This window comes from Shimazuella sp. NTD250, assembly GCF_059510375.1.
In genome coordinates this window covers 318,126-333,056 of sequence record NZ_JCAJZS010000002.1, presented here as the reverse complement: position 1 = coordinate 333,056, position 14,931 = coordinate 318,126, and the positions used below count along the sequence as shown (strand labels likewise).

General features: G+C 39.5%; 14 protein-coding genes and 2 pseudogenes. 11 read left to right on the top strand and 5 right to left on the bottom strand.

The features are described from left to right. The first annotated feature begins 67 nt into the window (after positions 1 to 67). From AC5WOF_RS06555 to AC5WOF_RS06545, 3 genes are all read left to right on the top strand, one after another. Positions 68 to 763 carry a TraR/DksA C4-type zinc finger protein gene (locus AC5WOF_RS06555; protein WP_496049144.1) on the top strand — a complete coding sequence of 232 codons (696 nt, stop codon included), beginning with the start codon at positions 68 to 70 and terminating at the stop codon, positions 761 to 763. Positions 764 to 1,006: 243 nt separating this feature from the next. Continuing rightward, entirely contained in the window at positions 1,007 to 1,489 is a 483-nt protein-coding gene (gene lspA / locus AC5WOF_RS06550) for a signal peptidase II (RefSeq protein ID WP_496049143.1), read from the top strand. Further along, positions 1,489 to 2,406, top strand: coding sequence for an RluA family pseudouridine synthase (locus tag AC5WOF_RS06545; RefSeq protein ID WP_496049142.1), 918 nt, complete (start codon positions 1,489 to 1,491; stop codon positions 2,404 to 2,406). The genes lspA and AC5WOF_RS06545 overlap by 1 nt, the downstream gene beginning before the upstream one ends. 46 nt (positions 2,407 to 2,452) lie before the next feature. Here the strand turns inward: AC5WOF_RS06545 and AC5WOF_RS06540 are convergent, their stop codons facing one another. Together AC5WOF_RS06540 and AC5WOF_RS06535 are read right to left on the bottom strand one after the other, a co-directional pair. Next, positions 2,453 to 2,803 carry an EthD domain-containing protein gene (locus AC5WOF_RS06540; RefSeq protein WP_496049141.1) on the bottom strand — a complete coding sequence of 117 codons (351 nt, stop codon included), beginning with the start codon at positions 2,801 to 2,803 and terminating at the stop codon, positions 2,453 to 2,455. Positions 2,804 to 3,092: 289 nt separating this feature from the next. After that, on the bottom strand, positions 3,093 to 4,415 hold the full coding sequence (locus AC5WOF_RS06535; protein ID WP_496049140.1) for an ammonium transporter: 1,323 nt from the start codon (positions 4,413 to 4,415) through the stop codon (positions 3,093 to 3,095). A 465-nt stretch (positions 4,416 to 4,880) separates the two neighbouring features. Here AC5WOF_RS06535 and AC5WOF_RS06530 point away from each other — a divergent pair, with 465 nt between their 5' ends. The 3 genes from AC5WOF_RS06530 (at position 4,881) to AC5WOF_RS06520 (ending at position 7,227) form a co-directional block, all read left to right on the top strand. After that, positions 4,881 to 5,732, top strand: a complete 852-nt coding sequence (locus tag AC5WOF_RS06530) for a hypothetical protein (RefSeq protein WP_496049139.1) — start codon at positions 4,881 to 4,883, stop codon at positions 5,730 to 5,732. Between the two features lie 31 nt (positions 5,733 to 5,763). Continuing rightward, on the top strand, positions 5,764 to 6,678 hold the full coding sequence (locus AC5WOF_RS06525; RefSeq protein WP_496049138.1) for a hypothetical protein: 915 nt from the start codon (positions 5,764 to 5,766) through the stop codon (positions 6,676 to 6,678). Between the two features lie 168 nt (positions 6,679 to 6,846). Further along, complete coding sequence (locus AC5WOF_RS06520) at positions 6,847 to 7,227, top strand: hypothetical protein (RefSeq protein WP_496049137.1); 381 nt, start codon at positions 6,847 to 6,849, stop codon at positions 7,225 to 7,227. Positions 7,228 to 7,328: 101 nt separating this feature from the next. Here AC5WOF_RS06520 and AC5WOF_RS06515 read toward each other — a convergent pair whose 3' ends face one another. After that, positions 7,329 to 7,460, bottom strand: a complete 132-nt coding sequence (locus AC5WOF_RS06515; protein ID WP_496049136.1) for a hypothetical protein — start codon at positions 7,458 to 7,460, stop codon at positions 7,329 to 7,331. 83 nt (positions 7,461 to 7,543) lie between these two features. On the opposite strand from AC5WOF_RS06515, the gene AC5WOF_RS06510 reads away from it, so the two are divergent. Then, positions 7,544 to 7,717 carry a zinc-binding dehydrogenase gene (locus AC5WOF_RS06510; RefSeq protein ID WP_496049135.1) on the top strand — a complete coding sequence of 58 codons (174 nt, stop codon included), beginning with the start codon at positions 7,544 to 7,546 and terminating at the stop codon, positions 7,715 to 7,717. Between the two features lie 107 nt (positions 7,718 to 7,824). Here the strand turns inward: AC5WOF_RS06510 and AC5WOF_RS06505 are convergent, their stop codons facing one another. After that, positions 7,825 to 8,574 (bottom strand): SDR family NAD(P)-dependent oxidoreductase, encoded by a 750-nt coding sequence (locus AC5WOF_RS06505; RefSeq protein WP_496049134.1) that lies wholly within the window; start codon positions 8,572 to 8,574, stop codon positions 7,825 to 7,827. Positions 8,575 to 8,815: 241 nt separating this feature from the next. Between AC5WOF_RS06505 and AC5WOF_RS06500 the strand changes: the two genes are divergently transcribed. Next, positions 8,816 to 10,666 carry an MFS transporter gene (locus tag AC5WOF_RS06500; protein ID WP_496049133.1) on the top strand — a complete coding sequence of 617 codons (1,851 nt, stop codon included), beginning with the start codon at positions 8,816 to 8,818 and terminating at the stop codon, positions 10,664 to 10,666. A gap of 195 nt (positions 10,667 to 10,861) precedes the next feature. After that, positions 10,862 to 12,706: an MFS transporter gene (locus tag AC5WOF_RS06495; RefSeq protein WP_496049132.1), complete on the top strand. Its 1,845-nt coding sequence runs from the start codon at positions 10,862 to 10,864 to the stop codon at positions 12,704 to 12,706. A 73-nt stretch (positions 12,707 to 12,779) separates the two neighbouring features. Here the strand turns inward: AC5WOF_RS06495 and AC5WOF_RS06490 are convergent. After that, positions 12,780 to 13,307, bottom strand: a pseudogene (locus AC5WOF_RS06490) (cupin domain-containing protein); the annotation flags it as partial. 116 nt (positions 13,308 to 13,423) lie between these two features. Here AC5WOF_RS06490 and AC5WOF_RS06485 point away from each other — a divergent pair. Both AC5WOF_RS06485 and egtD read left to right on the top strand, forming a co-directional pair. After that, positions 13,424 to 13,537: pseudogene (locus tag AC5WOF_RS06485) on the top strand (EamA family transporter); the annotation flags it as partial. Between the two features lie 329 nt (positions 13,538 to 13,866). Next, positions 13,867 to 14,775 (top strand): L-histidine N(alpha)-methyltransferase, encoded by a 909-nt coding sequence (gene egtD, locus AC5WOF_RS06480; protein ID WP_496049131.1) that lies wholly within the window; start codon positions 13,867 to 13,869, stop codon positions 14,773 to 14,775. The last annotated feature ends 156 nt before the right edge of the window (positions 14,776 to 14,931 follow it).

Here is a 14,931-nt window from a genome sequence, read left to right as displayed (position 1 = left end):
CCTGCGTTTTAGTAAGTACTTTTTTTGTTTTTGGAAATGCTAACAAAAAAAGTGTGGAGGATGTTCGATGAATCAACAACAGCTTGAGAAGTTAAAGCAGCTATTAATAAAGGAGAAACAAGATTTTAAACAGCGTTTAGAACAAAATCATGATTATGGGTTAGAAATGGGAATGAATGACTCGGTTGGAGAATTATCGGGCTATGACAATCACCCGGGAGACGTTGGTTCAGAGCTATTTGAACGAGGGAAAGATTTGGCATTGCAAGATGCGGATCAGCATCACATCGATGCTGTGAATCGTGCTTTATCTCGTATGGAACGAGGGAGTTATGGAATATGTGAGGTATGTCACCAAGAAATTCCTTATGAACGATTAGAAGCTGTTCCGTGGACAACTACGTGCAGCGGGCATCAATCTACTCATCAAATTACTGGGCATCGTCCGATTGAAGAAGAGGTGATAGAAAATTCTATAACACATAGCTTTAAGGATGATAGTGATTACAATGGCTTTGATGGAGAGGATGCTTGGCAGTCGGTAGAGCGTTTTGGCACATCCAGTCCACCTGATGATTTTCAAGATGGTACATCCTATGATGAATTATTGGAAGATAACGATGAGCCCCAAGGATATGTGGATCTTATTGAAGGGTTTGCCGTCACCGATATAACCGGTCACAATGAAGGAATGCCGGAAATCATTCATAACGAAGCATATTATCGGAAAGAAAGAGAACTGAATTTAGACGAAGATAGCTAAAAATACAGCAATAGGAAGCGACCATTGCTCATTATTTATGAGATGGGAAAGGGTGCTTCCTTGTATTAGTAAGAACAGATATTTTCAGAGAATCTGGAGTGACGCATATTAGGCTAGTGGGAACCCGTTTTCCTAGTTTACTGCCTGTTGTTCTTAAGTAAAACATAATCGTTCAAAAGTCATTTTCCTCCTTCGTCTCCTTGTGCTACAATCGGAAATGAATAAATGGAACGGGGGAGTTTTGTGTTACTTTTTTTTCTCATATCGATCCTAATTATCGGACTTGATCAATTAAGCAAGTGGTGGATTGTCCAACATATGGAGCTATATCAATCAATTTCTGTGATAAATAACTTCTTTTCTATCACCTCTCACCGCAATCGAGGTGCTGCTTTTGGTATCTTACAGGAACAGCGTTGGTTGTTTATTGTAGTGACAGTTGGTGTTGTCATTGCAATTATTGTATTTATGGTGAAAATGAAAAAAGAATCGATGCTGACGAAGACAGCACTCTCTTTTGTGCTGGGTGGAGCAGTAGGAAATTTGCTTGATCGGATTCGTACAGGAGAAGTTGTTGATTTTTTTCATTTTCAGTTTGGGAGTTATCATTTTCCTATCTTCAATGTTGCGGACTCCGCAATTTGTGTAGGTGTAATTTTGTTTTTAATTGCGAACTTAATGGATTACAAAAAAGAGCAGTATGATACTTCAGTTGGAGATGCCTAATGGATATACACCAAGTGATTATTACCGAAGAGATGGCAGGAGAGCGTTTGGATAAAGCAATCGCAGGATTTGAGCCAGATTGGTCTCGGGTACGAGTACAAGAATGGATATCAAACCATCGCGTTTTGGTAAATGGAAAAATAAAGAAAGAAAGCTATCGAGTAAAACTCGGAGAAAAAGTGGAGATAGATGTTCCAGAAGTAGTAGACTCCGATATTTTACCAGAAAATATACCTCTGGAGATTTGTTATGAAGATGAGGATGTTTTGGTGGTGAATAAACCTCGTGGCATGGTCGTCCACCCTGCTCCTGGTCACTATAGTGGGACACTAGTTAACGCCTTGCTCTATCACTGTAAACAAGAGTTATCTGGGATAGGAGGGGTAGCTCGTCCCGGTATTGTCCATCGGATCGATAAGGATACCTCTGGCTTGCTCATGGTTGCTAAAAACGACCTGACCCATCATTCGTTGGTAGAGCAATTAAAGGAACATACGATAACGAGAATGTACCTTGCCATCGTTCATGGTGTTATTCGCCATGAACGAGGCTTGATTGAAGCTCCAATTGGTCGAGATCCGAGAGACAGAAAAAAGATGGCTGTAGAACATCGAAATGGAAAGCATGCAACTACCCATTTTACCGTGATGGAAAGATTTGCTGAGGCAACTTATGTAGAGTGTAAGCTTGAAACTGGCCGAACCCATCAAATTAGAGTCCATATGAAATCGATTGGTCATCCGTTGATTGGAGACTTGGTATATGGGCCTGTAAAAAATAAATATGGGTTTGAGGGGCAGGCTCTCCATGCAGAAGCATTAGGTTTTACCCATCCTCGCTCAGGAAAACGAATCGAATTAAAAACGGAGCCGCCATTGGCTTTTACTCAGCTAATGGAAAAACTGAGCTCAGAATAAACCTAGGGAAATCCCTAGGTTTTGCATTAGGCTTATAGAAAATTTATTATTGTTTATCAAAAGTTTTTGTGTTTTTCAAGGAGTATGATTCTCCTTCCCCGACATATCTGCCACATGTTCCATATGGATTTTCCAATATCATCTTTAAAATTTCTTTTCCTTCTGAGGTATTGACTAGCTGTCTGACATCATCGATAGTTTCGTAATAGGTCTCCATTACAAATTTTATATCTTGAAAGCTGGTGGGTATTTCTCTCGTGCTTGTGATTAGATGAGTAATTTTCACCTTGATTACACCAGGAAATTTGATCATTCGTGGTAAGACGTTATCAACATAATATTTTTCAAACTTTTTTTCATCTGTAATTTTTGTATAAATTCCAACTGTTTTATACATGTTCAGGCGTCCCCTTTATGCACTAGTTGTAATTCTTCAATGAGGGCAGTCCTATATGGATATTTACGATGACGCTGTTTAGTGGAAGTAGTATTGTTTTAACTTGTGCCAGTTTTCTGGTAAATTGTTGATAATCAAAATATTCTGTAGCGAATCGAAGGAATCCTGCAATTTTTAAAATATATTTATGTTTGTTGAAATATTTAGCTGTACACAAATAAAAATGTAAGCGATCAAAAAGGCATCTTTTTGAATAGATGCCTTTTTTGATGGATAATTTTATATGCTTTTATGCAGTAACGACATCATCTGAAACAGGAGTAGATGAGGAACTGGTCTCTTCTTGTTCTTTGATATGTTGATGATGTTCTGGATAAGCATAGCTGCCATGTTCGGAGATATCTAATCCGAGTTGTTCCTCTTCTTCGGAAACCCGGAAACCAACTACCGCCTTTATCGCAGATAGCAGAACAAAGGATGCGATTGCAACATAGAGAATGGTCACAGTGACTCCTAAAGTTTGTACTCCCAATTGTTTCAAACCACCACCATAGAACAAACCAGCGGAACCGATCCCGACTTTTTCAACTAATTTAGGTGCAGCGAAGAAACCAGTGGAAATTGTTCCCCAAATTCCAGCTACTCCATGGACAGAAAAAGCATAGATTGGATCGTCAATTCCTCTTTTTTCAAGGTAGCTTGCAGAGACGACGGTAATAGAACCAGCAATAAATCCGATAACAATTGCAGCCCATGGCTCAACGAAAGCACAGGAGGCGGTAATAGCTACTAAACCAGCGAGTAACCCGTTTACCATAATCGATACTTCTAATTTTTGTCTGCGTAAATAAGCCATTGACATCGCGCCTAATACACTTGCAGCTGCACCTAGATTGGTAGTCAAAGCGACATAACCAAAGAATCCATCTTTTAGTGTCAAGGTGCTTCCTGGATTAAAACCAAACCAACCAATCCAAATGATAAGTGCTCCTAGTACAGAATACACTTGGTTGTGACCGGGAATCGTGTTGACAGAACCATCTGCGTTATATTTTCCTTTACGAGGACGGAGCATCAAAGTTGCAACAAGGGCTGCTACTCCCCCTTGTAAGTGGACGACTGTTGATCCAGCAAAGTCTTGTTTGCCTAATTCATGCAACCAGCCTTCTGTACCCCAAACCCAATGGCCGACGACGGGATAAATAAAGATGGTAAAGAGTGCTCCAAATAGTATATATACACTCAACTTAGCTCGCTCCGCAAATCCACCCCAAGCGATAGCTAAAGAAACGGCAGCAAAGGAGAATTGAAATAAATAGGATATTTCTACAGGTATTGTACCTGCTGAAGTTGGTGTTGAAAGGAAAAAGTTATTGGTTCCAATCCATTTTCCATCTCCAAAAATGAATCCGTATCCAAACGCCCAGAAAGCAATAGCAGCAATAGAAAAACTAAGTAACTGTTTCGCTGCGATATGACCTGCATTTTTCATTCGTGTTGAACCTGCTTCTAACAGAGCAAATCCAGCTTGCATAAATAGTACCAATACTGCACTGAAGAAGACCCAAAAGGAATCTGCCAATAATGATAAATCTGCTAATTTCAAATCCAACACCCCTAAAATTTTAATATTGTTAACTTATCTAACACATAAATGTGTTCAGAATTAAAATGTTGGGTTGATAATAGCATGATCGGGCAAATAAGGCAATTTTGTGTAAGGAATGCTGACATAATGAGTATAATTCCATTTAAATCTGAACATTTGCCCTTTTATAGCTCGTATTGATCGAGAAAAGTTAGCATGAAAATATGGGAAGGAGGATCGGAATTTAAGCAATATCATCTAAATTTGATAATTTTTTTTGATATTTTTAATGAGATGAAAATATTAGATGGATAGCCCTCTCTATCAAGTTTCCAAACGTTAGTGAGTTAGTTCTAAATAGCATTTATTCAAAAAAAGAACTAGAATTTATGTAGTCATTGAAAAGAAATATCAGGATAAATTAAATGAGTATTACTTTTTTTCTTAATTATCTGTGATAATAGTATATATCTAGATAGGGGGGATAAAATGAAGCAATCATGGAAAACAATTACTTTCCTATTTGCAATTGTATTTTTTGTGTTTATAGATGGTCATACAACGTTTGCAGAAGAAGGTTATCCACCAGAGTTACAGGTGGGCATTGAACCTAGCAGCACATCCAAAGGGACAATGGTATTTTTTCTAAACATTTCAGGTGAGAAAAAAGCAGTTGGAACATGGAGTTATATCCATAATGGAAAAAAAGGACCTTCTATTTACAAAGAAAACAATGTAACGATCTCCATCCCTTCTTTAAATCCCAGCAAAACCGAACATCTGACTTTTCAGTTTCATGGACAGATTGATGGAAAATCATATACGCTGACTCATGATATCGTAATTCCCACTTTTCGAGTGGAAATTAAAAATAATACGCTGTCTGTTGCACCATTAATGGATTATTTACCGGTAAAAGGTGATTTTGCGATTGCGTTTTATGATCAAAAGAATGAGTTAGAAAATGCATGTATTTTTTATGAGGAAAGTTATGGTTATTGTTCGCTTGATGATCTTGACAAAAGCAAGACATATTCGCTCGCCGTTTATTTTGATGGTTCATTTGAAAGTTATGGTTCGGCCTACGAGTTTAGTTTTGTTCAAAAAGGAAAATATCAACAGGGTAAGCTAGCTTTGCAAAAACCAAATTTTTATCCTTCTGAAAAAGAAACCTCTCAAAAAATTCAAGAGATCATGATAAATGACCCTGCTTATCATAAACGCCTGGAAAAACAAGATGAAATAAATATGAAACCCCTCCTTTGGGATTTGTTTGTCATCATTCCTTTGGCTTTGATTTTGGTGTTTATTGGAAGCAAAATGAAATCAAAAAGTAACTGATTTTTTTAATTTTTGTGAGGGAGGTTTTGAATTGAAACACTTATTTTGGGTATTTTCTGCTATTCTTTTCCTGATTTGTCCTCTTTCCTTTTGTCTTTGTACCCCTGTATGGTCTGCGTCTCCATCTTATCCAAAAGAACCGAGCAATTGTATTTATCAACTCCAACCAATCTCCCAAACAACTGGACCAGATTTAAAAGCTGATCTGAAACCGCATATAAGTCCAAAGGAACCGTTGCAGTTTCATCTTTATGTGGAATCAGATAAAAAAGTAACAGGCACATGGAGTTACAGCTTAAATGGTAAGCCTATTTCTGCTATCCAAAAAGAGGATACTGCTACGTTATCCATACCTCATCTAAACCCGGCTCAGACACAATGTATTACTTTTCAATTTCAAGGACAAATTGGAGGGAAACCTTATACATTAATCAATCAATTTGTCTTGCCGACATTCCAGTTGATAAAATACGGTGAAAAATATGGAAATCTTCTTGAAGTTCAATCGACACTTGAAATGGATTTTACAGGAAATGGAGATTTAGCAGTTGCGTTTTATGATGAGGAGAACCAATGGAAATATGCTTGTGTAGAAAAGGATACGAATTTTTCGATAGTCAGTTGTTATCCTGATCAAACATTTGACCCTGAAAAAACATATAAAGTCGTCGCTTACATTGCTGGTACAGTGAAAAGTTTACAAGGACACTATGATTTTGCCTTTGCGCAAACAGGAACCTATCACGCAGGAAAACTTTCTTTACAGCAACCAGAAGCCTATCCATTACGATGGAGAATAGAAAATAAAATTGAAGATATCCAATTTGAACATGATAATCCGAAAAAACCAATGACATTCGAAATAATATTCACTTTGATAGTTTTATTTCTTTATTGGTTCTTTATTCGACAATGGTGGATACAACGAAAGAAAACAAGAGGATGAGAATGGTTTGTATAAAAACAAAGTAAGATACTTTCTGTACTGAAGTGCTAAATATCAATGAAGGATGGTTATTTGGTCGAGAAAAAGTTGATTTTCATATAATTGGTATGAATTGTCCCTTGAAAACAAATCCTTTTCCTATATGAATTTAAGAAAAGGAAGGATATTATGGGGCAACGAAATATTTTTGCATACTTTCAAACAATGGATCAAGCGCAGAAAGCAGCAGAAGAATTAAAGGCAAAAGGATTTGAAACCGTATCGGTCGACCGATTTTCTCCGATGTTAGGCGGTAATCCATATGATGGGGATGAAGAGATTACAAGTATTTTTCAAAATCAAAGTAACTCGTTAACTACCACAACTTTAGGATCACCGCCAATGGACGATGATGCCCGGATACTGGCAGCTACTCATCCAGATGCAAGTGGAATATCTGGTGGGACAGGGTTTTCCCATCCAGAGGATATATGTGTCACTGTCATTACAGACAACGATCATTATGAAGAAGCTTCTCGTATATTGGAACAATATGGTGCGAGAGAATAGGTAATTCTTTCTGAAAGGTTATAACGAATGCGTTTTACTTATATGAAAACTACTTGAGTGTGTAGAGCAACTCAAGTAGTTTTCGCGTTAAGGCAAGCTAATCAAAAGATAACTAACCAATTCTCCAAATAACAGAGCAGAGCATATATGAATAGGTTCATTCGTTTCCCAGTTCCATCTAACTGTTTCATAATAGATTGTAAAAGAAAGAGCAGAAAAACTTCCTCCATCATCAAAAACCCTCATTCTAGCAGACCATAAGGTGTAAGACTTATCATTCCTTCTGTGATAAAAGTTAGTAACAAAAATTTCGAATGTGAGAGTACATTCTGACGGAAAACAACTAGCTGAGATCAGCCGATTAATCGATGCTGGTAAAATCCAAATAACAATTGATACTGTTCCGCCCTTAGCAGAAGCGGTGAAGGCACATGAACTTAGCGAAAGTCAGCGGGTACGAGGAAAAATAGTTTTAAAAGTTAATGGATAATAAGCGTTTAAGCCATCTCTAAAAGATGGCTTTCTCTATTACGTAAGATCATATAAAAGTTTATCGTAAGAATTCTTTTTGTCTCTAATAGGAGGTAAGACATCTTCTCAACGAAATCCCCCGGAAGCTGTGATTCTTTCTCCTGTTAACCAAGCAGAATCATCAGAAGCTAAGAATACAACTACAGGGGCGATGTCTTGTGGTTTTCCAAATCGGCCAAGTGGTGTGACTTTAGCCAGTGCCTTTTCTCGCTCACTGCCAACAATACCGAGACTTTGGGTTCCCTCTGTATCAGTTCCTCCTGGAGCGACCGCATTGACCCGAATGTTTCGGGGTCCTAGTTCTTTTGACAGTGCTACAGTGAGAGAATCGATTGCTCCTTTGCTGGCGGAATAGATTGTTGAGTTGATGACAGGATTCTTACTTGCAGTCGAACTGATATTGATAATACTGCCGCCACTGGATGGAAAATATTTCAGAGACTCCTGAATCATAAGGATTGATCCCAGGACGTTTGTGTTGAAAGACAAGTGGAATTCTTCCTCCGAAACATTTTCAATGGCTTCAAATTTATATAATCCAGCATTGTTTACAAGCACATCGATAGAACCAAAAACTTTACTCGCTTCTTTCAACATTCGTTTCACGTCCGCTGAATTCGCTACGTTACCTTGAATACTGATCGCTTTGCCTCCCTTTTCCATTATTTCTGCTACAACACGATCAGCACCCTCTTTACTGGAAGAATAGTTTACGACAACTGCTGCTCCCGCTGCTGCTAATTCGATTGCGATCTGAGCCCCAATTCCTTTTGATGCCCCTGTTACGAAGGCGGTTTTATCGGATAGTTTGCTCATATGATTTCCTCTTTTCTGATGTGATAGATAATAGTTGCATGTTGACAACAGTGTTAATTATTTTTCTTAAGAATAGAATCATTATAGTCTTATATCGCTGTTTCTTTGTAAAAAGAGTTTTCGATTCATGAATGAACTTTTATGCTATGAGAGGATCATAAGACGATTATATATTGTCGAAACGTAGAATATTATGTAAAATATATGAAAGAATTTCTAAATATCAAACAAAGGATTTATCATGCGTTGGTGGAAACTCGTGCCGCTTATCCTCGGTCAAATGATCATGATCGTCACGGTTAATGATCTGATCAGCCAAGCATTGCACGTTTTGCTCGATCAGCATGGACTGTCATCAGGCTTGATTATGTCCAGCTTCTGGTTGACCTGTATGATTTGTGGTCTTCTCTTTGGGAAGATCGTGGATCGGTATGGGGCGAAGAAGCTGGCTATCCTGTTTCTTCCGATCCTTTTGGGAGCAACCAGTCTGTACTCCTTCGCTCATACAACGAAGGAATATGTCATTGTCCAAGTATTGATTGCGGCAGTATTTTCATTGTTGACCAATGCTTTGATCGTATTGATGCGGACGAGCATTCCTGCTGACCCCAAATTTCAGGTCAAAGTCAATGGTTACAGAGCAGCGAGCAACTATATCGGTTCAGGGCTTGCCATGTTTCTCGGGCTCCAACTCGTGGTTAACCCTACCAAGCTTTGGTTGACTGTAACGGAGATCATGGCGGTCTCGGTCATTTTGGTATATTGGGGCATTGCTCTAGTCAGTGACTCGGAGATGACCTTGAGGCAGGAAGTGTTGGCACTGATCAAAAGCGTGTTTCTCGCATGCTTTAGGGGCTCCAAGCAGATGATTGAAAAGGAGGCCTTGTTCGTAGCCCTTCCTGGAATGGGCATTTCTGTCTGCTACTTGGCTTTTCTAACCTACTTTGCTCTTTATGTAGGAAGGGAAACAGCAGGAGGAATCCTATTTATTGCTGTCATAGTGACCGGCATTTCTACGATGACTGTTGCACCAAAAGTAATGGTGAGTAGAGGGTATCATTTCCTCTTGGGATCGAGTATCCTGCTTCTACTCGGAAGCCTGATCTTGATTCGGATTGGTCATCCTATCTGGCTCCTTGTGGTAGCTGGAGTGATGATGGGGCTTGCCATCGCGGGGTTTAGTACTAGTATTTCAGAGGAAGTCAACCGCCGGGTTAGCAGGGACCGGCTTGGTGCAGGCTATGCAACTTCAGGCTTTTTGCAAAGTCTTGGTGGAGTAATTGGGACTAGCTTCTCGGGTGTGATGTGGGGGATCTGGCGTGAGAATATGTGGATCTCACTCATTCCCTTCCTAGCGGCCTCACTCATTCTCCTCTACTGGATTCGGTTGAAAACTCAGAAAGATAAAACAGAAACTCTGAGTACCATCCAACAGTGGAGAGAGCTGTATAAATTGAGGTACGAAGCTGCTAATGAGGTAGCAAGTGCTGCTTTTCTAGCTATGCCCAATAGCTATACCTATAAGTACTGGATGAGGCTGAATCAAGATCTCGTGGACGCTCCGAAAGGTCTAGTCTCAGACTCTGAAATTCTAGTATTTAAGACCCGAAGTGTTGCTCTTGCGTTTGGTCTCCTGCGAGCTGCAGCAAGTTCAGGAGTAAGTACAGGAACAGGTTCAGGAAATTGGGGGGATTTTCGTCAGACGACCAGATTCCTTCGAAGCAGACTGACCCAACTTCTGGAGCAAATCGATCGAGAAAAAATCCAAAATACAAAACTATTTGAAAACTATCTGGGTTTTCAAGCCATGTGGAACTCAGAAGACAGTGTACAGGACTATCAGGCAGAGCTAGAACAATCCAGTTTGATTTTGTGGTGCTACAACCTTCGACAAGTCTGCACCTCCGAATTTCTTCCCAGCCCCAAAATGATTCAACGTCATTTGGAGGCTGTGCGGATTTTGGGTGTGCTGGAAGAAGAACCTAAGCTGCAAAAAAGCCTTATTCAAGAATTGGATAGGCTTGAGGATATCTATGGAAATTGGGCTGATCAAACAGATCTAGTCTTTTCAAATGATCTAGTCTTGGTATAGATTCCGATGCACCCCTCCTTCTAGAAGGAGGGGTGCAATGCTTTAGATACGAGGTCAAAAAGGATATTTCTCATTCGAGGATAAATGAATCGTTTTTCCATCAGAAGTTCATAGGGGTTACTATATATTGTCCCAACACGGAAGATTGTGTAAACTGTATGAAGGAACTCCTAAACATCAAACAAAGGATTTATCATGCGCTGGTGGAGACTAGTACCTCTAACTCTCGGGCAGATGATCGTCATTGTGACGATCACTAGCCTAATCAGTCAAGCATTGCATATTCTACTTGATCAGCAAGGGCTGTCCATCGGGTTGATTATGACCAGCTTCTCCTTGACCGGATTGATTTGCGGACTCCTCTTTGGAAAAGTGGTTGATCGGTTTGGAGCGAAAAGGTTGGTACTCTTTTTCCTCCCTATTCTCTTGGGAACGATCTCCCTTTATCCTCTAGCTCACACGACAAAAGAATATGTGATCATTCAAGTACTGGTCGCTATCGTATATTCTTTGCTGGGAAATGCTTTCGTCGTGTTGATGCGGAGGAGTACTCCTTCCAATCCCAAAGTTCAAGCACAAGTCAATGGCTACCGTCTAGCAAGTAACTATCTCGGTTCAGGACTTGCAATGTACCTTGGGCTTAAGCTTGTGAACTATCCATCTCTCCTTTGGTTCACAGTAACAGGAATCATTGCAGGAGCGATGATTTTGGTTTACTGGGGAATTAAGCTTGTTCACGAACCGGAGAGAACGAGGCAAACAGCGAAAACGCTGGTCAAAAGGGCATTTTTTGCTTCCCTTCGGAATACTAAGAGATTGATCGAACGAGATGCCTTTTTTATCACTCTTCCTGGAATGGGCATTACCGCTAGTTACTTTGCATTCCTCACCTACTTCGCTCTCTATGTAGGGACAGAAACAGCTGGTGTAATCCTCCTTACATCGACTATTGCCAATGGGATCGTCTCCGTCACTATCCTACCAAAAGTAGTAGTCAGCAAAGGCTACCCCTTCGTCATGGGATCAAGTATCCTGATCCTGATCGTAAGCCTGATCTTGATCTGGACTAGTGGTCCCTTCTGGCTTCTTTTGGTAGCTGGAGTCATGATGGGGGTTGCAGTCGCAGGAAGTGCCCACAGTATTTCAGAGGAAGTCCATCATCGAGTAAACCATAGACTACTCGGGGCTGGATTTGCAACCTCTAACTTTCTAAGGCAACTTGGTGGAGTCATTGGCACCAGTTACTCTGGTTGGATGTGGGGGATCTTGGGAACCAATATGTGGATCTCGCTCATCCCCTTCCTGCTGACCTCAGGCACACTGCTCTATTGGATTCAAACAAGGGCACGTAAAGAAAAAACAGAACATCTTACCGTTGAACAACGGAGATATCTCTTCGCTTCAATGTTCGAAGTAGCTCAAGTGGTAGCGGTAGGGGAAGAAAAAACATCTTTTTTTGAGACTTCTCAAGATCCATGGGACTCAGCTCCCACCCCATGGGAGCAATGGACGGGAATCCAATCCTACCTTAGGCGACCAGGAGTTTTGAAAGAGAGAGAACTAGAAGAGTCTGAAGTACTGGTGCTAAAGACAAAAAGTATTGCGCTGGCACTTAGCCTCTTGGTAGTGGTAAAAAATACAGGAGAATGCAGTTATGATTTCCAAATTGTTAGTCGAAAGCTGATCCGAATGCTTCGGAGGAAGCTGACACACCTTTTGAAGGAAATCGAACGAGCAAAGCTGCGTGACAGCTCCCTTGTTTTCTCCCACTTGGATTGGTGGAATCCTGAAGACACCGTTCAGGAGTTTCAGGCAGAACTCGAACAAACAAATCTGCTTCGCTGGAACTCCAAAATTCCATACAAGGAATTTCCATTTTCAGTGGGAGAGCACGCTAAAAAGGTGCAGCAGTTTCTCGAAGCTGTGCAGATCTTGAGGGTGTTGGAACCTTCTGATCAAGAAATCATCGAAAGAGAAATAAAACAACTTGATGTAGCCTACAGGAAGTGGTCTGGTCAAGCAGATCTAGTCTTGGGATAGGTTCCGCTGTGCTGCTCCTTCTAAAAGAAGCAGCACAGCTCAAATATAAGGATTAAGTTGATCATTCGGAAATGATTCGGTGATTTTTTAACATTTCTGTCTGATTAACTCTAATGAGAAGTCGTTAATAATCAAGTTTTGTCAAATGAATGTTAGCTGTACCGTGATATCGATTTCATAGAATGGCGATTTTTGTTGAATCAAACGTTTGATTTTTATATTTCTTCTAATTTATTTTTTGCCTAATGCTCTTTTGCATCTAAAAATACATAAGGTAAATTTGTCGCTCGGATATAGGGATTTACATAGGTAGTGTAGAGTTCTTGTGGTAAACCGAAATATGGAGCGACGTTTAGACAAATATATTCGCAGCCAGAATGTTTTATCTTCTGCAAAATGAAGACAGCCGTTATTGATAAATAGCCTCTCACCTTCTCGAACTACTTGTTCTTCCTCATTTATTTGAAAACTTGTCTCTCCTTTTACAATCAAAACCATTAACATTTTGAAGAATGGTAGTTTTGTACCATGCAATTGATAATTCGACCATTCGATGCTCTGTGAGTTCTTTAAATGTTTGATCCACCTGAAAATCTTTCATTGGTACATCACCAACTCAATATCATGATACTTTTTGGTCGATTTACGTGTTATTTTATTTATGTATAATTTAGTATTATTTTATCATCATAATATTTATATATATAGAGGTGGAAAATTGACCATGATCAGGAGAAAGGGGTTGTTTTTTTCGTTATCACCGGAGCAACATTTTGGGGAATTGGGGGCATAGTTGCAAAAAAGCTACTTCAACAATACGCAATCGATGTGAAAACAAGGAAAAAGATAAAATGAAGAGAAGTTGCCTTTTTGTAGTCCATATTACATAGCCTCAGTGATAGGGATCTTCCCTAGACCGCAAAGTAGCCCCATGATATCATAGGGATAATTAGCGGATTTAATGTAAAATTTTATGTGTAATCAAATAGTATTAAGAGGTTGTTCCTGTGCAACATCAGCTTCTCACATCCGAGCCATGTACCAAACTTCTTTCGGCCTAAAAAATGTTTGCAGTTCAGTGAAATTCGTATAGCGGAGGATTGTTGACTATGGCAAATATAAGCGTTATTGTCCATGACTTAAATACGAAGGAAGACAATATGCTGGAAGAAGTATGGAATGGTCTTAACTCTCCGGTTAAAACCATTCATGCCAAATATTTTTACGATAAAAAGGGTTCGGAATTGTTTGAGCAAATAACCGAAACGGATGAATATTATCCGACTAGAACTGAGATATCGATTTTGGAAATGTACAGAGAAGAAATTGCTAAAAGAGTTGGGCAGGTGACAACACTAATTGAGTATGGCAGCGGCAGTAGCAAAAAAATTAAAACATTGTTAGCGTCCCTTCATTCACTTAAAGAATACATGCCGATTGATATATCAAAAGACTTTTTATTTCAATCTTGTTTGAAGCTGTCACATGAATTTCCGAAATTAAAGATAGAGGCTGTTTGTGGTGATTACATGCATCCGTTACAACTGCCATTGGATCACGCCAAGAGAAAGGTCGTGTTTTTCCCGGGTTCCACGATTGGTAATTTTGAACCGAATGAAGTGTATGATTTTCTGAACCGCACCTGCGAACTGCTTAACAGTGGGGACGGCTTTATTATCGGGGTGGATGTGAAAAAAGAAACTCATATCTTAAATGCTGCTTATAACGATCAAAAGGGTATTACAAAGGCATTTAATTTGAATATATTGAACCGGATTAATCAAGAGTTGGGAACTGAGTTTCAGCTTGATCAGTTTGAACATGTGGCGTTTTATAATGAGGAAAAAGGACGAATCGAAATGCATTTGAAAAGTAATTGCGAGCAGAAAGTATCTATTGGACAGTACGTGATTTCATTTCAAAAAGGAGAGTATATTCATACAGAAAATTCATATAAATACACTGTACAGGAGTTCCAGTCTATTGTGTCTCAGTGCGGATTTGTGCCTCTTGAAGCGTGGACGGATGAAAATGAATTGTTTAGCGTTCATTACATTGAAAAAATATGAGAGAGTGCCTGGGAGAATTTTTTTCAGGCAATTTTTTTTTTATTTTTATGTGAGTTGGAGCGAACAAGTAAGGTCATATTGATTTGGCAAGTGGAAATACTGTTTGGAAAGGTGTTAGTCTGCCACTATAAGTATAATCAAGAATGAATTGTGGGA